This window comes from Planctomycetota bacterium (assembly GCA_035384565.1).
Taxonomy (GTDB): domain Bacteria; phylum Planctomycetota; class PUPC01; order DSUN01; family DSUN01; genus DAOOIT01.
Genome location: DAOOIT010000007.1, coordinates 1 through 22,928 on the forward strand (window position 1 = coordinate 1; position 22,928 = coordinate 22,928).

Annotated in this window: 12 protein-coding genes; 6 read left to right on the forward strand and 6 right to left on the reverse strand. The window is 67.3% G+C overall.

Translation table 11 applies throughout. From position 1 onward, the window contains the following. Positions 1–254: 254 nt before the first annotated feature. From PLE19_04010 to PLE19_04035, 6 genes are all read right to left on the reverse strand, one after another. On the reverse strand, positions 255–2,639 hold the full coding sequence (locus tag PLE19_04010; GenBank protein ID HPD14085.1) for a hypothetical protein: 2,385 nt from the start codon (positions 2,637–2,639) through the stop codon (positions 255–257). Between the two features lie 115 nt (positions 2,640–2,754). Beyond that, complete coding sequence (locus PLE19_04015) at positions 2,755–5,310, reverse strand: hypothetical protein (GenBank protein ID HPD14086.1); 2,556 nt, start codon at positions 5,308–5,310, stop codon at positions 2,755–2,757. A gap of 171 nt (positions 5,311–5,481) precedes the next feature. Further along, on the reverse strand, positions 5,482–7,044 hold the full coding sequence (locus PLE19_04020; protein HPD14087.1) for a hypothetical protein: 1,563 nt from the start codon (positions 7,042–7,044) through the stop codon (positions 5,482–5,484). 69 nt (positions 7,045–7,113) lie between these two features. Beyond that, a complete protein-coding gene (locus PLE19_04025; protein ID HPD14088.1) occupies positions 7,114–8,670 on the reverse strand; it encodes a hypothetical protein in 1,557 nt (518 codons plus the stop codon). 60 nt (positions 8,671–8,730) lie between these two features. Beyond that, on the reverse strand, positions 8,731–10,590 hold the full coding sequence (pilM, locus tag PLE19_04030) for a type IV pilus assembly protein PilM (GenBank protein HPD14089.1): 1,860 nt from the start codon (positions 10,588–10,590) through the stop codon (positions 8,731–8,733). Between the two features lie 212 nt (positions 10,591–10,802). Beyond that, entirely contained in the window at positions 10,803–11,294 is a 492-nt protein-coding gene (locus tag PLE19_04035; protein HPD14090.1) for a ferritin family protein, read from the reverse strand. A 182-nt stretch (positions 11,295–11,476) separates the two neighbouring features. On the opposite strand from PLE19_04035, the gene PLE19_04040 reads away from it, so the two are divergent. The 6 genes from PLE19_04040 to PLE19_04065 all read left to right on the forward strand — a co-directional run bounded on the left by PLE19_04040 (position 11,477) and on the right by PLE19_04065 (position 22,901). After that, complete coding sequence (locus PLE19_04040) at positions 11,477–12,100, forward strand: flavodoxin family protein (GenBank protein HPD14091.1); 624 nt, start codon at positions 11,477–11,479, stop codon at positions 12,098–12,100. Positions 12,101–12,498: 398 nt separating this feature from the next. Continuing rightward, complete coding sequence (locus tag PLE19_04045; protein ID HPD14092.1) at positions 12,499–15,024, forward strand: PEP-CTERM sorting domain-containing protein; 2,526 nt, start codon at positions 12,499–12,501, stop codon at positions 15,022–15,024. Positions 15,025–15,348: 324 nt separating this feature from the next. Next, the gene (locus tag PLE19_04050; protein ID HPD14093.1) at positions 15,349–17,886 is read left to right on the forward strand and encodes a PEP-CTERM sorting domain-containing protein; all 2,538 of its coding nucleotides are present in this window, start codon (positions 15,349–15,351) and stop codon (positions 17,884–17,886) included. 99 nt (positions 17,887–17,985) lie between these two features. Next, the gene (locus PLE19_04055) at positions 17,986–19,056 is read left to right on the forward strand and encodes a Gfo/Idh/MocA family oxidoreductase (protein ID HPD14094.1); all 1,071 of its coding nucleotides are present in this window, start codon (positions 17,986–17,988) and stop codon (positions 19,054–19,056) included. 161 nt (positions 19,057–19,217) lie between these two features. Continuing rightward, positions 19,218–22,031 (forward strand): hypothetical protein, encoded by a 2,814-nt coding sequence (locus PLE19_04060; protein HPD14095.1) that lies wholly within the window; start codon positions 19,218–19,220, stop codon positions 22,029–22,031. Positions 22,032–22,106: 75 nt separating this feature from the next. Next, complete coding sequence (locus tag PLE19_04065; protein HPD14096.1) at positions 22,107–22,901, forward strand: M55 family metallopeptidase; 795 nt, start codon at positions 22,107–22,109, stop codon at positions 22,899–22,901. The last annotated feature ends 27 nt before the right edge of the window (positions 22,902–22,928 follow it).

The window sequence follows — 22,928 nt, forward strand, 5'->3', positions numbered from 1 at the left end:
GAGATGTCGCTTCCAGGTGACGCTGCCACCCTGTGCCGCGCATGCCACGGCCAGCACCGCTGCCGTGGCCAAGCCTGCTATTCGCGCCGGGCGAGATGTCATCGTGGAGCGCCTCGCGATCAGTCCAATACGGATCCCGCGGCCCCTGGAAAATGGGCAACTCCGACTCACCGGTCGCCCGCGTGGCGGGAACGGGGCCACTATCGCGCCACGTCACGGGCGTACCGGCACTCCTCCCACCCCTGACGCCGCGCTCACTCTTCGAAGATGTCTTCTACCGTCTCAGCCGTGATCAGCATGATGAGGGATCGGCGGCCCTCGATGTGATCGCGCCCGCGCATGAGGTGCCGCAGGACGGGAATCCCTTCGATGAACGGCACGGTGGCGTTGCCGGTGTACTCCTGGACATTGGTGAAGCCGCCCATGATGATGGTCCCGCCATTGGGCACCGTGACGGTGGTGCCGATGGACCTCAGGGTCGTGGTCGGCAGTTGGATCGTGAAGTCCACAAACGTGAAGAGGTCCTGGGCAACCTCGATCACTTCGCGGGCGAATGTCATCGTGGTGAAGCCGACGAACGTGCGCATCTGGGGCTGGCACACCAGGGTGATGTAGCGGCGATCGGCGCTGACGAACGGCTGGATGTCGAAGATCGTGCCCTCGGGGATGTTGCCGATTTCCGGAATGTAGTCGGAGCTCACACGGCGGATGTAGTTGCGGTTGCGCAGGACCTGGATGTTGGCCCGCTGGGTGTTGTAGCAGGTGAGCCGCGGGGCCTCCAGCACCGTGCCCTTGCCCTCGTTGGCGACCGCGCGCAGTAGGAGCACCAGCGTGTCCTCGTCCACCAGCGAGTACCGCAGGGCCAGGCCGCCGACGGCCGCATAGTTGTCGAACTCGGCCAGGGCCGGCACCTCTGTGGCAGGACTCAGGCCGCCCACGAACAGGTCACCTGTCCCATCCCGCTGGAGCTGCGTGGTGCCGCTGTCGTACGTGAACGAGATGTTCAGCGAATCGAGGAACTTGCGCTCGATGGTGATGAACCGGCCGAGCATGTGCACCTGGAGGCTGCGCGCCTTGCGGAAGTCGTTGAGGAGATCCTCGATCTGCTTCTGGACCTCCGGGGTGTGGACGACCACGATCCGACCGTTCCGGTACTGGATGGTGTACTGCGGCCTGCCCTGGAGGGTGTCCCCGCGCTCCCAGGTCTCCGGGGCAACGCTGGCCTTGATGAACCGGACCCAGCCGTTGCCGATGAGCTCGGGGTCGGGCCGCACGGCCTCCACGACCTGCTCGACGCGGGGCCCGGGCTCCACGGGGCCCGGCGACCGGACAGGCTCGGAGGTCGTGGGGGCGGTGAGCAGCGTGGCGATGTCATACATCTTCGTGGTGGGCTCGTCAAGGGTGCCGACGCGCCCGGTGAGAAAGACGGCTCCGTCGCGCAGGCAGTACTGGAGTTTGCCGAAACGGGCCACCCAGCGGATCATGCTCTCAAGGGGCATCTGGGCGCGCGGGATGGTCACCGCCGTGTTCGGCAACAGGGCGCCGGGGTCAACGACGATATTCACGCCGCCCACCGCGCCGAGCTGCTCGATGGCCTGGGCCAGCGGCGTCTCTCGGAATTCCAGGGTCACGGGGTTGGCCAGCTTCGAGCGCAACTCGAGTTCCCAGCGCTCCTTCGGGCCGGTCACGAAGCGCGACTTGGCGCGCGTCGGGTCGGCGGCGACCACGACGTTGGGCTTGAGGGGGGTCATCTCGCGGTCAATGTCGGCCATGAGATCGCTCTCGTTGTCGCGACGCTCGCGGCTCTTGCTGCGCGGCCCGATCGCAGCGGCTTTGGCCGCGAGAATCCTCTCGCGCAACTGCTGGATATCGCGATCGCCAGGGGCGCTTCGCAGCGCCTCATCGGTCAGGGTGAGGGCCTTATCATAGTCTCTGGCCTCGAGATGCCTTGTGGCTTGCTCGCGCAAGGCGCGCAGGCCCTCGGCCTCGTCGCGCGCCCGCCGCGTCCGCTCGGCGGCTACGCGCGCCTTCGCCTTGTCGAGTTCCGACTGGCGTTTGGCCGCAGCGGTGTTCGAACCTGCGCTGCGGGCGTCCGTGACAAGGGCCTCGGCTCGCGCCCTGAGTTCAGCGGCGCTTGCCGCATCGTCCACCTGGGCCACCGCGCTGAGCGCCCGTTCGGCAAGCTGGACAGCCTGGGCATACTCCTCGGCTTTCAGGGCCTTCTCAGCCTCGAAGAGGTCCAACTGTATCTGCTGGCGAAGGACCTGAGCCTTGAAGCCGTGGCGCTCGCGGGTTTGGGCGAGCACGTCTTCGCTGCTGGGCGTGCCCAGGGCGGCCTCGGCCTGGGAGAGCAGCTTGCGCGATGCGGCATCGTCGGGGTTCAGCCGCACGGCCTCGCGAAGGGCGTCCCGTGCCTCGGCAAACGCCCTGGCGGCCACGAGTTTGCGTCCGCGCACGGCCAGCACCTCGGCTTCGTGCAAGCGCTGTTGGCGGGCGACTTCGGCCTCGCGCGCGGCATCGCCCTGTTCGACGTTGGGCGCGGCGCCGCCCTCTTCGGCCGTCACGGGCACCGGCAACAACCCTGCTGCGGCGCACAGCGCGGCGGTCAGAAGGAGGAAGGAGACTGTGCCACGCCGCATGGGCCCAAAGGGCGCCGCGGGACGAGGGGTACGGAGCTCAGGCGATCTCACAAAGCGCCTCCTTTGCTTACGAGCAGCACGCGCTTCCCCGCCGGGGGTCGCTGACTGTGCAGGTTTATTCCTCAAAAACATCCGGCACGATCTCGGCGGTGACCAGGATGATGAGGCTCTGCCGGCTGTCGAACTGCGTCCACTCACGGAAGATGTATCGCAGGAGCGGCATCTTGTTGATGATGGGCACGTTCGCTTCGCCGGCGCGCTCGCGGACCGTCGAGAGCCCGCCCACAAGCATCGTGCCGCCGTCCGGAACGCTGATGGTGGTGGCCACGCTGCGGAGCTCGGTGTCTGGCAGGTTCACGTTGCGCTGCACGACGGGCCCGATGGCATAGCCGAAGCCTGTGGATTGGAGGCTGCTGCGGTTGCGCAGCGTGCGCATCTGCGGCTGGAGCACGAGTGTGATGTAGCGACGGTCAGTGCTCACGAAGGGCTGGACGTCGAAGATGATGCCATCGGGCACGTTCCCGATCTCGGGCTCGCCGTCGGATGAGACGGAGCGCACATAGTTGTAGTTGGTAATGGCTTGGAAGTTGGCGCGCTGGGTGTTGAAGCACGTGAGGCGGGGGGCCGCCAGGATCGTGCCTTTGCGCCGCTTGACAACGGCCTGAAGGATCGCGTTGACGGTGTTGCTGCCGGTGTGCGCCCAGCGGATCTGGAGGGGCCCCGAGGCGCTCAGTTCGCCTTCGCCGCCGACGCTCACCTGGGAGTCGTTGTACAGGTAGCCAATGGTCGAGCGGCGTGGCGGGTTGACGCCTGCCTGCCACGGATCGCCAGGCTCGCTCACGAATCCATATGTGTTGTTGACCTCCGCAGGGGTCAATGCGCCTGGCGCCAGGCTGAGGTCGTTGGATGCCAGGTCGAAGTTCGGTCCTGTGAAGTCGAGGTCCATCCGCTCCAGGAAGTCGGTCTGCACCACCAGGAAGCGGGCGAAGATGTGGACCTGAAGGTTCCGGGCGCGGCGGAAGTCGTCAAGGAGGTTGCCAATCTGCTCCTGCACCTCGGGGGTGTGGACGACGACGATGCGGCCGTTGCGGTAGCTGATGGTATAAGGCTGCTGGGCCTGGAGAACCGCGCCCTCCTTGGCCGGCTCATCCCAGGTCTCTGGCGCCACGGTGCTTCGGATGAATTGGACCCACGCCTCGCCCAACGCGTCCTCGGGCACGGGGCGGCCTTCCTCGGCGCGAGGGGCCTGCCCAGAGGCTTTTCCGAGGAGTTCCTTCGTGACCCAGGCCTGCTCGTCGGTCTGGGAGGGTCCGTTGAACGTCGTGCGGATGGAGCGGTTGGGAATGAGCAGGCTGCTGACATCATAGTCCTGGGTCACCGGCTGGTCGAGCACGCCGCCGCGGGTGGTGACCAGGATGGCGTGGTCGCGGAGGGTGTAGGTGGCCTTGCCAAAGCGGCACAGCCAGCGCAGGGCATGCTCGAGGCTGATGGTCATCGTGGGGAGGGTGAGGCGCTTGGTGTCCTGTGCCACCGAGGGGTCAACCACCATGGGGCAGTCGGCCGCCTGCGAGAGGTAGCGGCACGCCTCGGCTATCGTGGTGTTGCGGAAGTCCACGTCAACGGGCTGGCGCAGCTTGGTTCGGAGCTGCTCTTCCCATGGCTCGCGTGCCTTCTCGCCAGGACGCGCCGCATAGTCCTTCGCCTGGCTCTTGCCGGGGAGCACGATGCGGGCTCGGTCGTCCTTGCTGGGGACCGTCATCTCCTCGTTCATCTGGTCCACGAGAATCTTGCGGCTGGCGTCCTTGCGCTCGGCGGCGAGAGCTTCAGGGTTGCGGCGCCCGTCCAACACCCGCTGGGCTTCCTGACGAAGGTAGATGCCCCGGCGATTGCCCGGCTCGAGCCGGAGCATGTCCTCGGCCACAGCGAGAGCCGCGTTGGCGTCGCCCTTGTCAAGATGCTGCCAGCCCTGGCGGTTGAGGGCGAGCAGGGAGGCGTCCCTGTCGTGCGCGGCGCGCTCTCTGTGCGCGGCCAGCGCTCCCTGGAGTTCGGCGGTCTGGGCCTTGTCACCGGCGACGCGTGCGCTGGCCAGGATGGCTTCTGCCTGCGCGCGGAGCTTGGCCGCACGGTCAACCTCGCTGACGTAGGCGACGCTATCGAGCACCCGCTCGGCATGCTCGCGGGCGCGGGCGTGGTCGCCGGCCTTCAGTGCCTTCTCGGCCTCGAAGAGGCTGGCGCCCAACTGCACCTGGAGCATGGCGCTCTTGGTCTGTTGGTCGGTCTTCATGCGCTCGAGCAGTTGCTCGGAGGAGGCGACGGGACTGCCGGCCTCGGCCTGCGCCGTCAGACGCGCGCACTCCTCGTCGCCGGGCCGCAGCTTCGCGGCGCGAGCGAGCACCTGCTTGGCCTGGCCGTAGGCATGCTGGGCGAGGAGCCCTTTGCCCTCCTCGAGGAGGCGCTGGAACTCGCGCTGCTGCTCCTCCTCCTGAAGCTTGCGCTTCTCGCGCAGGCTTTCGAGGACGCTAGCCGGGTCGCCCGCCCCTTCGCCGCGCGCGCGCGGGGCCACCGCGGCCAAGGCTGCCACGATGAGCAGGACAACCAGGGCGCTGGTTCCGCACACCCTGGCCAGCGCCGCGGTGCTGGGCATTGAGGAGAGAGGTTTCGGCGTCGTCACGCCCGAGCTCCTTTCGTTGTTCAACCCGCGTTCGCGCGAGGCTCACCCCGCAACGACCGCCTCGGCACGGCTCTGGTCGAGGCGGCTGGTATTCTATCCGGTAGATGGCGGAACGTCAATCATGTCTTGCGCTTAGCCGAAGCGGCCCGGCGGCGCACCCAAGGCGCTCCTCTATTTGCCCTGCCCAGGGGCGGCAGGGACCACCGCCTTAGTGTCCAGCCACAGGTAGTGGAGGCGGTTCTTCTTGGTGTCGCAGATGATCACGCGACGGTCATAGGTCTCGCGGTAGGCCATGATTTCCTTGAACTGGGGACGCCCGAATGCGTCTTTCCCGGGAACCCGAATCGTGTAGTCAACGAGGCGCAGGACCCCCTGCTCGATGTCCACCAGCCTGTAGCGCGTGACATAGCGCGAGGCGGGGCTGTCGTCGCGTTCGCGCGGGGGTGGCGGAGCGTCCTCAGCCGCAGGCGCGTCCTCAGTCTCCGAGGACTGGGCCGTGGTGCGAAGCTCCTTGGGCACATCGCCTATCCAGCCGCCGATGGGGATACGCTCGAATAGCTTCCCGCCCAACGGCTTGTCCTTGGGACCGATCAACACAATGATGTTGGCCCGCAGCGCATCGCCACCGGTGTACGCGAAGCTGAAGCGCTCCTTGGTCCTATAAGTCTTGGCCTCGCCATCCACCGATCGGGTCTGATCGCCCTCCTCCTTGGAGACGAGGACGCTGCGGACCCGATAGGTGTAGGTCGTTTCGGCCTCCACATCGTGGTCAGAGAAGGCCAGGACGCCCGGCTCCTGCGGAGGCCCGCCCTTTGTCGGAGGGGCCACCTCCTTCTTCGGCGGGGCGGCCTTCGCTCCGGGGAAGCCAGTGGGCGCGGCCTTCGGGGCTGGCGCAGGCGCCGCAGGGATGCCGGGTTCTGCCGCCTTGGCCACGCGGCCCTCTACTCTGCCGACGCTGATCTCTTTCGCGTCTTGTTCACCTTTTCTTAGGATCTCATAGTAGGTCGGCTCGATGAATGTCACCACGCTCTTGCCGTCTTTGGACTTGATGGAGCCCTCGGGCGCTGTGAAGCGGATCTGGACAGTGCTGAGCGGCTCCTCTTTCACGTCGAGGATCGTCGCGCGCGCGAGTTCAGTAGTCTGGGTCTCGCCCAGCCTCGACATCATGACGGCCACGCACACTCGGTCCTGATTCTCGAGGGTGAACATCACCCTGACCCAGTAGCCGGGCTTCTTGCCTTGGAAGACGAGCGTGTCGCCCTGAGGGCTGCCGGCGGCGCCACGTTCGACCTCGACCTCCACCTCACAAGGCTCCGTGAGAGTCTCGGGTGGCGCGAGGATCCCGAGGTCCTTGCGGTCATCCTCTGCCAGAGGCGTGATGAGGGCGGTGCCGAGAACCCGCCCGCGCACGGAGCGGCGTTCGACAGGCTTCTTCTCCTCCTCGAGCTCCACGCGGCGCAGCCACCGAGTGGCGGGCGGATAGAACCAGTTGTACCTGGCATCCTCGATGTGCGGGATGACCACGAAGGGGCCCGCCGTCCGGCGGAACCAGTCCTCCGTGGCGGTTCCGGGCTTCGCCCCCCCCGCCCCCCCGGGGCCCACCGGCGGGGGCTGCACGAGCTCCGCGCGGAAAAGCGACGAGTAGACCTGATAGGACACCCAAACCACCACGACCGCCAGCACGATCTTCTCGACGTGGCGGAAGAGGAAGCTCTTGATTCCTGCCATATCCATCCGAGGCCCCTCATTCAGGGGATGCCGGCCGCCGCACTTCGGGGGAAGCGCGCGGCGGCAGGGCTTCAGCTACCGGGTCACCGCGGCCCGCTTGACGCCTTCGCGGCTCTCCTGCGGCTTGACCACGACGATGCCCAGCTTCGCTTGCGCGCCTGCATCGAAGTGGATGGTGAACATCTGGTTCGCGTCGAACTGGTCCAGCGGCCGGAACGTCACCACCACCGCGTCGGGGGCATCCAGGACGCCCAGGCGCGTCTTCTCGTCGCCTTTGCCGGCCGCGACAACCTTGCGCACGCGCCGCCAGAGCTCCTGCTCGGCTTCGAGGCGGGCCAGTTCGAAATCATACCGGTGCGACAGCCATTCCGCGGCGGCCTTGAGGTCCGCGAAGATGTACTCGCGTTTAATCGTCAACTCGTCCTCGACAACCAGAGGCTTGCCTGGTTCGGCGGCCGCCGCCTTCTCGGCCTTCTGCAACTCGCGGGTGATCCAGGCCACCCCCATCTCGGGCCGACTGCCGCCGGCGGCAGCCGCTTCCTCTGTGCTGAATCGCTTGATGCGCATTTCGAGCAGCTTCAGTTGCCGGTCGAGCCATCCCAGGACTTTCGGCCTCTCGCCGAACACGGCCTTCGGGAAGGCGACTTCCTGCACTTCGATGTTGATGTCGGGGATCTCCCCTGTCATGGTCACGGCCACGAACTGCCGGCGGTCCGCCGCGCTCGCGGCGGCCATCGCGGCCTCGTCAGCCTCCTTCTCCTTTTCCTTTTCCTTCTCCTTCTCTTTGGCCTTTGGCCCGGGCTCCTTGGCGCCGGGGGTGGGGGCAGGAGCCGTACGCTCGGCCACCACGGTCCGGACGACGCTCTGGATCGCCGTGATCCTCAGGCATAGCCGGGATCGCAGCAAGGCATCCAGCACCTCGCCGAGGTGCGCATAGTCGCAAGCAAAAGCCATCTGGATGGGAATCGGCTCCGCCAGCACGGCGGGCCCCCGCACGGGGGTGCCGGCAGGCACCGGCGGGCCGCGTCGCACCGAGGCGGGAGTCGCAGCGACGCCGTAGGTGATGCTCTGAAGGACCGCGTTCGATGCGCCGAGGATCTCTACGAGTTCTCGCTTGACCCACCACTCCTTCTGGAGTGCGTAGATGTCGCCAATCTGCACGGTAGCCTGTGCAAAGCCGGCCGCGTCGGCAAGGCCGAGCGCCCCGGGGTCCGTGCCGACCTTTTCGAACAGGGGTTCGAGCTTGGCAACCTCGCGATTGTAGACGCCCTGGTACTCCACCTTGAATACGTCGAAGCTGCGGGGAGCCTGCCAGGGATAGACCTCGTAGGCGGCGAGAGCCTTGTCTTCGAAGAGGTCCTCGATGGCCTGGCCCTGGTGCCAGAGGAAGAGAGCGCAGTCGCCGAGGTCGCGCTGGACCAATGCCTTGCGCTCGTTGTGGATCTTGATTCGCTCATCCACTCCCACCGTCTTGCGCTTGAGGTCATCGCGGGTGTTGCGGCGCTCCTCCAGGTGGTCGCGCGCCGCCTTTGCCTCGCTCTGCTTGCTCCAGACGAAGAACATGGCGCCGAGTTCCACGAGGAGCACGACGCCGATGATGATCCAGGCGTAGTATTTGCGAATCAGGCCCATTCGTCGCCCTTCCTCGCCATTCGGCAGCCGGGGGCTCGCGAGGAGCCTGGGGCCGCACGCTCAGTCGATCCGCTTCAGGTCGTCGGCCCTCTTGGCGGGCCGCTTCACGGGCCGCTTCGGCGGCGGCGCCTGGGGCGCGGCCTTGGGCGCCGTGGGCGTCTGGGAACCGCCTTGCAGCGCACCCGGGCGCGACCGGTATGTCACCCAGAAGGTGTAGGACCAGCCCGAGGCGGCCGGGCGGCTGGCCGCGCCCGTGGCCGCGGTCTCGCCGCCTCGCCGACGCTCGGCCACCTCGGCGCGCTCTTCCTGCTGGCGTCCCTCGACCGCGATCACGCGCGGGCGCTGCTCCTCGAGCAGGGCGCGGAGCCGCCGCACATCGTCGGCGGTGAAGGCGGTATCTTTCTCGAAGCGGACCTCGATTGTGAGATAGTCAATGGACTTCTCGTCAATCACGCGTCCGCCCACCTTTCCCAGGCTGTCCGACGTGGCGGTGGCCATGCCCGCGGCCTCGGTCGCGGAGATCTGGCGCACGCTGTTCAGGCGGAACGGCTCGCGCTCCAGGCGGTTCACGGCCTGGTTGAGGTCACTGACGAACTCCGCCCACTCGCTGCGCCCCGGGCCCAGGGTCGTCAGCATGTTCAGGTCGGTTGCGAGTCGGCCGAGATCCGCGGCTTCCTGCTCCTTGGCCAGGAGGTCCTGGTACCGCTTGGTCTCCTGCTCGATTGGGCTGATCTCGTCATTGCACCGGGCCACTTCGCGGGAAGCCGACTGGTAGCCGACCAGGAGCGGCATGGCCAGGAGCACGAGCGCCACGGCGGCGTAGGGGATCTTCGCGCGCAGCAGGCGCTCGCGCACGAGGTCGCGCGGCATCAGGTCTATGTTGACCCGGCCGAGGCCAAGGGCCTGGATGCCCAGCCCCAGGGCCACCGCGTAGCTGGGCAGCTCGGCCTCGAACTTCTCCGAGTCCAGCCCGCTGGCCACCCGCACGCGGTTCAGCCGGTCGAGCACGCTGACTTCGTAGTCGAGGTTCTTGCGGAAGTAGTCCACCAGTTGCGGGAGCTTGAAGGAGTTGCCGAGGAGGACGACGCGCTCGATGCGGACATTGCGCGCCTGGGCCTTGTAGTAACCGATCGAGCGTTGGATTTCGCCGATCAGGTCGTCCACGATGGGCCGCATGGCGCCGAAGATCTTCTCGGCCTGCTTCGAGCCGGCCGCCTTGCGCTTGAGGTTTTCGGCCTCCTCAAAGGAGATCTGGTACTTCTCCTGGAGAGCGCGCGAGATGTCGTTGCCCGAGATGGCCACGCTGCGGGTCCAGAAGCGCTCGCCGTCCACAATCACCAGGTCGGTGTTGGCCGCCCCCACGTCAATGACCACGGTGCCGCTCTCGAGCGTGCGGTCGTAGGCGAGGAAGTTGAAGAGGGCGAGGGGCGTGATCTCCACGAGGTTGGGGACCACGTGGGCCAGCCGCAGGTTGGTGAGGAAGCTGTAGGCCGTGGCCTTGCGCACGGCGAAGAAGGCCACCTCGACCTCCTCGCCGGGCGCGTCCATGCCCGAGATCGGCTGGTAGTCCCAGATGACCTCCTCGATCGGGAAGGGCATCTGGGTGCGGGCCTCGTAGCGCACGATCTCGGGGATGCGCTTCTTCTCGACGGGGGGCAACGGGATAAAGCGGGGGAACACATCGCGCCCCGGGAGCGAGACCGCCGTCGCCGCACTCTTGAGGTCGGCCTGGTACTGGAGTTCGGTGAGTGCGTTGCGGACCCGGAACTCCCTGTCCGCCGCCTGAGCCTCCCCCGCCCGCGATTCGCACGCGACCGTGTGGTACTCCTGCACGATCACCGTGTCGCCGGCTCTGCGGACCTTCACCGCCTTGACAGCGGATTCCCCAATATCAATGCCCCAGGCGATCTTCTGAGCCAAGGTTCGCGCTCCTGGGCGCCCCGCCGCCATCTGGACGGTCAGCGCGGTCCGACGCCTAAACCGTCTGGTCTGTTGCGATTATACATTGCTGCACCGGCCTGTCAAGCGCAATTTCCAGTGCATTCACCGGCGGGCCGGCGGATGTTCCGCTTGGCGTTTCTGCGCGCGGGGCGTGCCGCGGCCCGCACACTCGCCGCCCCGCACAACGGGGGCTAGTCGAGCAGCGCCTTCTCCTCCCAGAGGAACCACTGGCCCGTCCGGTTCAGGTAGGCCAGGCAGTTCTGGAGGATGTCGGCGTGCTGGTGTTCTTCGCTCACGAGGCGTTCGTAAAGGGCGCGAGTCCTGGCATCCTGGGCGGCCTTCGCCTGCTTCTCGTAGAGCACGATGGCTGCCTTCTCCATCTCCAGGGCCTTCTCGACGGCTTTGGTGTCGCTCGCGTCGGCGCCAAGCTCAGTCTTCAGGGCAGGCCCAAGTTCCGCGAACAGCGTCACGAGGCGTCGCTTGGGCATGTCGCCCTCGAGTGGCACATGCATCTTCTGGGCGATCCCCACGAGCACGGCCTCGTGCCGCCGCTCGTCGGCCGCCAACCCCTCGAACATCCGCTTGCCGAGAGGGTTCTTCGTCTTCGCGGCGGCCTCGGTGTAGAAGGCCAAGCCGTCGCGCTCCAACTGGATCGCGTACTGAAGGGCATCTGCCTCTGCCATTGCGAACTCCTCGTGGTGCGCGTTCCTGGGTCGGCGCACGGCGACTTACAAGTCGGCCGGTTGCGTCCCTTGCCCGGCATCGGGCGGTATGATAGCATAACCTGCGGCAGGGCGCCACTGCAAAATTGCTGCCCGCCGGGAGCCGCCACGGGCGGCGTGGAGCCGGTTCCAGGGAGTTTCCTGTGGCCACCATCCGCATCCTGGGCATCGCGGGCAGCCCCCGCAAGGGGGGCAACACCGACACGCTCCTCCGGGAGGCGCTGCGCGGGGCGGCGGACACCGGGGCCGCGACGGAGTTCCTGGCGGCGCGCTCCCTGCGGATGCGACCCTGCATCGAGTGCGACCGCTGCCAGACGACGGGCCATTGTGTGGTGCAGGACAACGCCCTGGCCGTCCACGAGAAGCTCCTCGCCACGGACCACCTGATCTTCGCCACGCCGATCTTCTTCGCCGCCGTCTCCGCCCAGGCCAAGGTGCTCATTGATCGCTGCCAGTGCTTCTGGTCGCTCAAGTACGTCATGAGGAAGCCCCTTTTCGACCCGCCTCGCCTGGGGCGCAGGGGCCTCTGGCTCGCCTGCTGCGGCTTCGACAAGCGCTGGATGTTCGACGGCCCCCGCCGCACAATGAAGGCTCTCTTCAACGTCCTCGAATTCGAGTGGGCTGGCGAGCTGTGCTACAAGCACATTGACGCGCGGGGCGACATCCAGAAGCACCCCACGGCGCTCGCCGACGCCTACGCGGCTGGCCGCGCTCTGGCTACGGGGCAACCCATCCGCTCCACTCCCTCCCTGCCCTCGGCCTCATAGCACCGCGTGCCAGGGCACTGGGCCAGCTTCACCCATCCGCCCCAGAGGCAGCCTCATTTTCGCGGTGGCCAGGTCTGCCATGAGCTTCATCGCGATCTGCACGTCCCGGGGTCCGGCCATGCCAGACTTGTGGCGGCGGCCTTCGCGAGCGTTCCCACTCCGTGATTTCAGTTTGAATCCTGTGCGACTCCCCTCTATAATAAAGCCATTAATGTAATCCTGCCCCCGATGGGCGTCCCCGCGGGGTCCGTGTTGACCCGCGGCGGCATGTGCCTGCCTTTGTCGGAGACGCGCGAGGGTGTCTCCGGCCCTGTGGGGCCTCCATAAGCAAAGCGTGGCCAGTTGCGTGCGGGCCGCGTGACGCGGGGATGCGCATGGATCAGCACAGGAGCCTACGGATGCGCAGCAGATGGTCTGGGTTGGCTCTCCTCGCCCTTCTCTCTCTGGGCATTGCGTGCCAGGCATGGGGAGCCGTGATCACGTGGACGTCGGGCTCCACGACCAATGACAACTGGAGCGATGGCGCCAACTGGGGCGGCGGCACGCCTCCCGGAGCGGCCGACACGGCGCTCTTCGACCAGACGGCCACCGGCTCCGTAGGCGGCTTCCCAGGCATCACCGGCAACAACGTGGTGGACGTCACCTTCGCTCCCATCCAGAAGCTCACCTACGGCGCGGTGGGAGCCGTGCTCACCGACCACTACACTACGATCAACCCAGGCGTCACCCTGCGCGTGGATGGCGACGGCACGGCAGGGTCAAACGGCGGCCTGACCCTGGCCGATTTCAATGTCGGCAACGACCTCACCAGTTACTCGGGCACCAAGACGGTCAACGTCACGTTCACTGGCGCGGGCACGCTCCAGATCGGCGCCACGGGCGCCAACACCGCCGACATCGCCATCGGCCACCGCTCCAGCGCCGCCGCGGGCGGCGGCGGCGTGGCCGCCAACGTCAACATGGCCGCCTTGGCCACCTTCATCGCCAATGTGGACGAGTTCGCCGTGGGCTTCAGCGGGTACGACGGCCCGGTCAACGCCACAGTGCTCCTCGCCGCCTCGAACACCCTCAATGCCAACACCATCAACATCGCCGACTCCTACAACAACGGCGGCAACACCTCTACCGTGCGCCTCGGCCAAACCAACGCCATCAACGCCGACACCATCTACGTCGGCCACAGGAAGTCCGCCGGCAACCTCAACTTCAACACCGGCCTGACCAATCCCACGGTCACCATCCGCGACCTATCGGGCATCGGACGGGCCGAGCTCCTCATCGGCGACAACGATGCCGACACCGGCACCACGCCCACCTCCATCTTCGACACCACCCTGGGCACGGTGGATGCCTTGCTGGACACCGTGATCATCGGCCGACACAACCGCGGCGCGGGACACAGCATCGGCGAGTTTCGCATGACGCTGGGCACCGTGAGCGCCAACAGCGTGCTCCTGGCCGACCCCAGCTCCGGCGGCACGAGCACCAATCCCTATAACACCCAGGGCATCATCACCATGACCAGTCCCACCGTGGGGGGCGGCATCTTCACCGTGCTGGGCGACGTGACCGATGGCGGCGGCGTGAGCAGTCTGAACATCTATGGCGGCACGATGGTGATCGCCGGCTCGGCCACGGCCGACAACATCCGCGTCGGCCAGAACGGCCTCACCGGCTCCCTCACGATCAACGGCACGGCCGTGACCTCGGGCGAGGCTACGAGGCGGTCCGAAATCTATGTCGGCCGTCGCACCGCCGAGACTGCCGCCCACTCGATCGGAACACTTGACCTCAGGAACGCGGACAGCTTCACCGCCTACCTGAACATCCTGGGGTTGGGTATCGGCCCTGCCACGGCCACGGCCCAGGGGCAGGCGGGCGGCGAAATGTGGCTCGCCGACCTCAATTACATCAACGCCACGGCCATCACCCTGGCGCACTCGGTCTCCGTGGGACTCGGTGCCCAGCACTCCAAGCTCCATCTCGGCGCCAACAACACAATCCTCACCGACACGTTCACCATCGGCGGCAGCAAGGGCCAGGGCACGGTGGACTTCATGGCGCCCGGCAGCGTGCTCAACCTCGGCACGTCCGGCCAGCGAGCCGATGTGTTCGTCGCCAACCAGACGGTCGGCACCGGCGGCGGCAGCACGGGCACTCTCGACCTCAGGAACGGGACCTTCAACGCTTGGATTGACGAGTGGGTCATTGCCAGCAAGCCCAACGATGCCACCGGCACCACCACCGGCACCGTGTGGATGAGCGATGGCCTGGTGGACGCCAACTCCATCGTCCTGGCCCGCCGCACCCAGGCCGGCACGGGCGGCACCATCAACGGCATCTTCAACTTCCTCGGGGGTTACATCACGGCCGGCACCATCACGAAGAGCCCGGTCAACGTCAACAAGGCCGGCGAGACCGTCGCCTTCAACTGGTTGGGCGGCAAGCTCAACGTCGGCACGTTCGGCAACGCGGTGCAGGCATTCAACCTGCTCAACACCGGCACGGGCATCCTCTCGCCGGCCGGCCCCGGCGTCGTCGGCACGACCACCGTCTATGGCAACTACGTGCAAGGCGCGGGCGCCGAATTCGAGATTGACGTCATGGGGCTGTTGGCCGGCCAGTACGATGTCCTGAACGTCCTCGGGGTCGGCACCGTGGATGGCTTGCTGAACCTCCATTTCCCCAGCGGGTACATGCCCATGGTGGGCGATTACTTCGACGTGATGTTCGCCACAGGCGGGATCACAAACCTGGGCGTGGACGCCTACAGCAACGTCGGCCTCTTCGAGGCGAGAGTGGTACCGGGGCCGTCGGGCGGCGAGTTCCTGCGGCTCACCTTTGTGCCCGAGCCGGCCACCCTGGCGGTGCTCGGTCTCGGCGCGCTCGCCATCGCGCGCCGTCGTCGCCACCAGGCCCGTTGAACACGCCTGCTGAGGCCGGCTCCCGCTGCGCAACACAAGCGGAGCAGCTCATAGAGACTCGGTCGCGTGAGCACTCGCCTGCTCGGCGCAGTCCAGGTTCGTGGACGGCGGTGTCAGGTTCTGCATGCGCCGTCATCGCGGGTGGCGACGTTTCGTTTGCGGCCCAGCCAACGGCTCAACGCTTCGCCCTGCATATGTAAAGCCTACAACTACACTTACGGCAGCTCCGGGATATGAGGGGAGGAGCATAGCTACTGGCACGGTATTTGCTAGACGAAGTCGGTAAGAGAGCCATGGCCAGCCAGACGCATCAGGAGACTGCCAATGCGACGACACCCCATCCGCAAGCCGCTGATCGCGCTGGGATTGCTGCACCTCGCCATCGGAGCCTCCGCCGCGGTGATTGACTGGACCGCGGGCGGCGGGGCGGGCAACCAGAACTGGAGTGCCGCCGCCAACTGGACGGGGGTCAACACCCCGCCGCTGAGCACCGACCAGGTGCGGTTCCTCAGTTCGGGCGCGGCGGGCGCCGCCGGCACAGTGACGAACATCGCCGATGCCCCCTTTGGCGGCGTGATCGGCGGCATCGAGTTCCTAAACCCCACGGGCAGCTTCCACACCACCAGCATCGCAGGCACCCTCCAGGTCAACGGCGACCTGATCGTCAACCGCAACCAGCTCACCAGCGTCGTCGCCAACTTCACGGGCGGCGCGCTGAGCGTCGGCTCGCTGGCCTCGCGCGGCAACATCCACGTCGGTTACGCCCCAACCGGCGACCCGTCGGCCACGGTGGCCGGCACCCTCGACCTCAGCGGCCTCACCCAATTCAGCGCCACCCTCACTGATTTCAACATCGGCGTGCGCCTGCTCTCGGGCGCCAACGACCCCGACGCGCAAGGGACCGTGGTGCTCGCCCCGACCAACACGATTGACGCCACGAGCATCATGGTCTCCTACACGGGCATGTTCGGCGTCGCGCCGCCCCAGAGCACCCTCACCCTGGGCGCCAGCAACACGATCAAGGCCGACACCTTCACCGTGGCCGGCGTGCGGGGAACGGGGCAGGTGACGCTGCCCGCAGGCGGCACGTTGAACCTCAGGGGGTCCAGCGGCGCCGCGGCCGACCTCCTGATCGGCTATAACAACTCGAACACGGGGTATCCGGCCGTCGGCACGATGGACGTTTCGGCCGGCACTTTCAACGCCACTCTCGACGACCTCGTCATTGGCTTCCACACCAGCAAGAGCGGCGGCAGCGGCACCGGCACCCTCACCTTCCGCGCCGGCACGGTCAACACCAACACGCTGACGCTCGGCCTGGCCGGCACCCATCCCGTGGACGGCGCCGGCCGGGGCGCCGGCACGCTGAACCTCCAGGGCGGCATCTTCAATGTCGCAGGCGATGTGACTCTGGCCTCGGGCACCGCGGCCAGCACGGGGACGATCAGCTTCCCCTCGGCCAATAACGTCACGCCCGCGCCGGTCCTGAATGTCGCGGGCAACGTGGTGGACGGCGTGGGCGTGAGCACCTTCAACCTCCAAATGGGCACCGCCAACATCGCAGGCAGCTTCGCTGTTGACGACCTCTACGTCGGCATTGATTCCCGCGATGCCGCAAAGACCGCCCTCCTCGACGTCAACGGCACGGACGTCGTGATTGGCTCGCCGTCCCGCAGGGCCACGGTCTACGTCGGCCGCCGCACGGTATCGAGCCTGCCCGTGACACGCGGCATCGCCGACTTCCGCGACGCGACGAACTTGACCGCCTACATCGGCAACCTGTACATCGGCTCGGTCACCACCGGCGGCACCCCCGACAGCGCCGCCTACGGCACGGTCTATCTGGCGGACAACAATTACATTGACGCGACCACGATCTACATGGCGCAGTCGCCCAATGCCGGCCTCACGGGCGACAGCAGCCGCCTCGTCTTCGGCGGCGGCACCAACACGGTGCTGGCGGGCACCTTCACCGTCGGCCGCCAGAAGGGGAACGCCCAGGTCACCATCGAGCCGGGCGGCGTTCTCAACCTCGGCACCTCGGCCGCCCGCACCGCCCTCCAGGTCGGCTACAACGTGGCCATCAACACCGGCACCGTCACCACCTCGTCGTTCGACATGACCGGCGGCTCGCTCAACGCCTGGCTGGGCAACGTCATCATCGGGCACAAGAGCGGCGGCGGCGCCGGCTCGGCCACCGGCATCTTCACGACGGGCACCACTGGAACCATCAACGCCCTCTCCATCCTCCTGGGCGACAGCCAGGAGGGCACCAGCCAGCGGGCCACGGGCATCTTCAACTTCAACGGCGGCGACCTCTACGCCGGCTCCATCGCCAAGGGGCAGTACAGCACGGCCTCCACCGCCTTCAACTGGAACGCGGGCGCCCTCCACGTGGGCTCGTTCGGCACGGCCTCGGTGCCCTTCAACCTCGTCAACGCCAATATCGGCATCCTGGCGCCCGGCGCGCCCGTCGGCCAGACCGACATCTTCGGCACCTACACCCAGAGCCAGACGGCGCAGTTGGCCATTGACCTCGCGGGCTACGCGCAGGGCTCGACCTACGACTACGTGACGGCCACGGGCGCGGCGACCATTGACGGCATCCTCCACGTCAGCTCCATTCTGGGCTTCCTGCCCAACGTCCTCGACACATTCGACGTCTTTCGCGCCGCCAGCATCACGCTGGGCAACAGCTTCCAGGTCACCGACGACCTGGGCGGCTGGTTCCTGCACGAGATCATCAACGCCCCCGGCGGGGGTGCGCAGATTCTCCGCCTGACCTATGTGCCGGAGCCGGCCACGCTGGGTCTCCTCGGCTTGGGCCTCGCCGCGCTCCCCCGGCGACGGCGCCGCGCTTGACCCCGCTCCCCTCTTCGCTGTATGCTGAGCCGCACGCCGCTGGCCGACGCACCGGGCGTGGGCCAGCGCGCGGCCCTTCCTCCCGTTCAGGAGATCGGTGTGGCTGCGCTCAAGACCGTGCGTGTGGGCATCATCGGCCCAGGCGGCGCGGGACGCTGGCGCGTGCGTGAACTCATCAAGGAGTCCGCCGCCCAGATCGTCGCCGGCGCCGACACGAACCCCGATTGCCTCGACAAGCTGGACGCCGAGGTCGGCAAGCCCGTCCAGCGCTTCCTCGGCCCCAACGGCTACCAGAAGATGATTGACACGTGCGAGCTCGACGCCGTGGGCGTCTTCTCGCCCCACACGTTGCACTTCCCCCACGCGATGTACGCCCTGGAACACGGCCTCCACGTGCTCATCGAGAAGCCCATGGTCTGCGGCGTCGGCAACGCCATCGCCTCGGCCAAGCTCGCCGCCAGGAAGAAGCTGGTCTACATGATCACCTACCAGCGCCACTTCGAGGCCAAGTATGTGAAGGCCCGCGAGCTGATCCGCGGCGGCGAGATCGGCGAGGTCAAGAGCTTTTATGTGTACATGGCCCAGGACTGGCCCAGCCCGCGGATCGGCTGGCGCGGCGACCCGAAGTTCTCCGGCGGCGGCCAGCTCAACGACTCGGGCTCGCACTACCAGGACATCCTGCTCTACATGACTGGCCTGATGCCCAGGAGCGTCGAGGGCGCCTACGACATGCTCTACCGCGGCGAGCGGGCGAAGGTCGAGACCAACGGCTCCTTCTGCGTCACCCTCACCAACGGCGCCGCCGGCCGCCTCATCATCATCGGCGACTATATCCGCGGCTTCACCGACGACGTCCGCATCCTCGGCGACAAGGGCATGATCTCGATGTCCACCGCCGATAATCTGATCACCCTCGCCCGCGAGGGCAAGGACACCATCAAGATCGAGGCCAAGCTGCCGCCCGACTACCCCCCGAACCCGCCGTCCAACTTCATCCGCCTCATCACGGGGCAGGTCAAGGAGAACCACGTCCCCGCCCTCTTCGGCGCCCAGGTCGCCCTGCTGACCGACGGCATGCTCCTCAGCGGCAAGACCCGCAAGGTCGCCGACTGCGCGGCCATCCTTAAGAAGGCCGGCTACGGCTATAGGGACCTCGCCATCAAGGGCTGATCCCCTTGCGTTGCGCGTTCCACCCTCCCGCAGGTTCCAATACCTGCGGGAGGGCAGGCGGCCTGTTCCCCCGGCCCATCTCCCCGGGCAGTTGCCCGTTGCGCCCCGACCGAGTATGATACTCGGCATGGATCCCTTCCAGGCAAAGGAGGCACAGTGCCATGAACGCGGCGTGCTGGGCGGGCATTCTCGCTTTCGGCGTGGGCGCAGCGATGGCCGCAACGGCAGGCGAGCCGGCTCAGGACGCAGCGCCTATCCTGTTTGAGACCGAGTTCCTCCGCCTCGGCCTGAGCGCCGACGGCAAAGCCGCAGAGTTCACCGACAAGCGAACGGGGAAGAACTATGCCGTGGCCACGCCGTTCGCCATTCTGCGGCGGCCCAACCAGACGTTCCCCTCCGCGGGCCGCTCGCTCGCCGATGGCAAGCTCACCCTCACGTTCAAGGGCCACCCGACGCCCGCGGTCGTGGCCGTGACAGCGAAGAAGCGCTACCTGGTCTTCGAGGTCGTGTCGGTCGGCGAGGAGAAGCCCGACCTGCTGAGCCTCTGCCCCGCCATGGTGAACCTGGGCAAGGTGCGGAGCTATATCTCGGGCATGGTGGCGGACGACGATTTCGCGGCGTGCGTGCGCGTGCTCGACCTCAAGAGCAACCTTCTCGTCCACGGCGGGCCATCGCCTCGCTTCGAGGTGCAATGCGACGCGAAGCAGGGCATCGTGGGGGCGAGGTTCGCCCTCGTCGGCTGCCCGACGGGTCGGCTTCGCTCGGTGCTTCAGGAGGTGCTGAAGGACGAGGGGGTGCTCCATTCGCCCCTCGGCGGACCCTTTGCGTTCGATGCGGAGGAGAATCGCGGCTCCTACGTGTTCGCCTACGGCCTGTCGGAGGCCAACGCCGACGAGTGGGTCGCCCTGGCGAAGAAGGCGGGCTTCGCGCAGGTTCACCTCATCGGCTTCGAGAAGTCCCTCGGCCACTACGAGCCGAACCCCAAGCTCTTCCCCAACGGCCTCGCCGGCCTCAAGGGGGTGGTGGACAAGATTCACGCGGCAGGGATGCGGGCGGGCATGCACACGCTCACGGGCTGCATCGCGCCTCACGACCCCTTCGCCACGCCCGTGCCCGACCAGCGGCTGGCGAAGGACGCGAGTTTCGTTCTCGCCGAGGCGGTCAACGAGACCGACAGGGCCGTCCCCACCACCACCGAGCCGAAGGGCTTCGACACCCTCTGGGCCTACGCCGCCCACGGCAACGTGGTGCAGATTGGCGATGAGCTGATCCAGTTCGAGGGTCTGGCGCCCACCGGCTTCACCGCGTGCAGACGCGGAGCCTTCGGCACCAAGGCCGCGCCCCACGCCCAGGGCACACCCGTCCACCACCTCTTCGTCCGATACTGCGCGTTCCAGCCCGACCCCGCCTCGACGCTGGTGGACGACGTGGCCGAGTGCATCGCCCGGGTCTACAACACCTGCGGCTTCGACATGATCTACATGGACGGCGCGGAGGGAATGTTCGGCGGCTGGCACGGGGTCTCGAAGATGCGGGCGGCCATTTTCCAGCGGCTCAAGGGCCGCGTGCTCGTCGAGGCCAGCGAATGGGGCTACCACTCGTGGCCCTTCCACTCGCGCATCGGCGCCTACGACTACCCGCACTGGGCCCTCAAACGCTTCATTGACATCCACTGCGACCACAACGACGGCAACCGCGCGAGCAGCCTGCTGCCCTCCCAGCTCGGCTGGTGGGCCATCCTCGGCCCGAGCGCCGACCACGACGCCGAGTTCCGCGACGAGATCGAATACCTCTGCGTCAAGGCCCTCGCCACCGACGCTCCGATGTCCTTCCAGGGCGTCGGCCTCGGCAAGCCCGCCAACGCCCGTCAGGACGAGTATCTCGACCTCATCGGCCGCTACGAGCGCCTCCGCCTCGCTCGGACCGTGCCCGAACCCATCCGCAAGCAGCTCCGCACGCCGAAGGCCGACTTCCGCCTCGTCGAGGCGGGCGGCAACCCCCGATTCGTCCCCACCGACTACCTGACGCACAAGGTCACCGGCCTCCGGGACGGCAAGGCAACCTGGACAGTGAGGAACCGTTTCGCGGCCCAACCGCTGCGTCTGCGCATCCAGGCCCTCTACTCCGCCGCGCCCTACGACTCGCCCGACGCCGTGGTGCTCGCCAGCTTCGACAAGCAGGAGGAGTTCGCCGTGAGCGGGGCGGCCAAGGGCATCACGGCGGAGTGGGCCCCCATGGCCATTCACGGCAACCGCAAGGGCCCGCCCGAGCTGTGCGCCCAGCTCAAGGCCAAGAGCGAGGCGCCCTCGCGCACCGGCGCCTGGGCGAGGTTCACCAGGACTTTCACCCCGCCGCTCAACCTCAGCAAGCACGGCGCACTCGGGTTCTGGGTCGAGGGCGACGCCAAGGGCCAGCTCCTCAACTTCCAGCTCACCAACCCGCCCCAGTTCTGGGGCACGTTCGCCGAGCACTACGTGGACGTGGACTTCACGGGCCGCCGCTGGGTCGAACTGCACCTCCGCGAGCGCGACGCCGAGCGCTTCGGCGACTACACCTGGCCCTATGGCGATATCTACGCGGTCTACCGCTCGCCCCTCATCCGCAGCCACGTGAGCGCCTTGAACCTCTACGTCAACAACCTGCCGCCTGGAGACGCAACGAGCTGCCTCATCGGCCAGGTCAAGGCCCTGCCCGTCGCCAAGGTCCAGCTCGCCAACCCCGCGATCACCGTCGGCGGCGCCACGGTCACCTTCCCCGTCGCCCTCGAAAGCGGCCAGTACATCGAGATGGAGTCGGCGACCGACTGCAAGCTCTACGACGAGCGTGGCGCACTCATCCAGGCTCTGACCCCACAAGGCGACGCGGCGACCGTGGTCCCCGGCGACAACGCCTTCGTCTTCTCCTGCGGCGCGCCCGAGGGCCACGCCGCGCGAGCCAACGTGACCGTCATCACCCTGGGCGAGCCGCTCAAGTAGAGACCTGCCGCCCAGAACCGGCATCGTGTCCATCCTGTCCATACGGTCCATCACCCACCGCAAGGAGCCACCGTCATGAAGGTCTACATCTGCACCGACCTCGAAGGCATCAGCGGCGTGACCCACTGGGACCAGACCCGTGAGATGACCACTGCCGCCTACCAGCATGCCCGCCACCTGCTCACCCGCGAGGTCAATGCCTGCGTCCAGGGCTGCCTCGAGTGGAACGTGGCCGAGCCGAAGCAGATTGTCGTGATGGACGGCCACGGCGGCGGGTTCAATTTCGTGCCCGACGAGTTGCACCCCGAGGCGACCTACGTGACCGGCCCCAACCGCCCGACCATGCTGCCGGGCCTCGACGAGTCGTTCGACGCGGCGATCCTCCTCGGCTACCACGCCATGGCCGGCACGCCGCAGGCCGTGCTCGCGCACACCCAGTCGTCCAAGGCTGGCTGCCGCTACTGGTACAACGGCCGCGAGAGCGGCGAGATCGCCCAGAGCGCCCTCGTGTGCGGGCATTTCGGCGTGCCCGTGGTGATGGTCACCGGCGACGAGGCCGCCTGTGCCGAGGCCAAGGCGTTTCTGGGGGAGGCGGTCACGACGGTGGCCGTCAAGAAGGGCATCAGCATCACCTGCTGCGAGATGGTCGCCCCGCAACGCGCCTGGGAACTGATCCGCAAGGCCGCGGCCGAGGCCCTCAGCCGTGTCGCCCAGTGCAAGCCCTACACCACGGGGCTGCCCATCCACGCCCGCCTCCGCTACCTCACCGCCGAGATCGCCGACACCGCCGGCTGCCGCCTCTCGAAGCGGGTAGACGCCACCACCTACGAGCGAACCATCGAGAGTCCGCTCGACATCGTGCGCTTCTGACCCCGAGGCACGGCCCCGCCGCCGCTT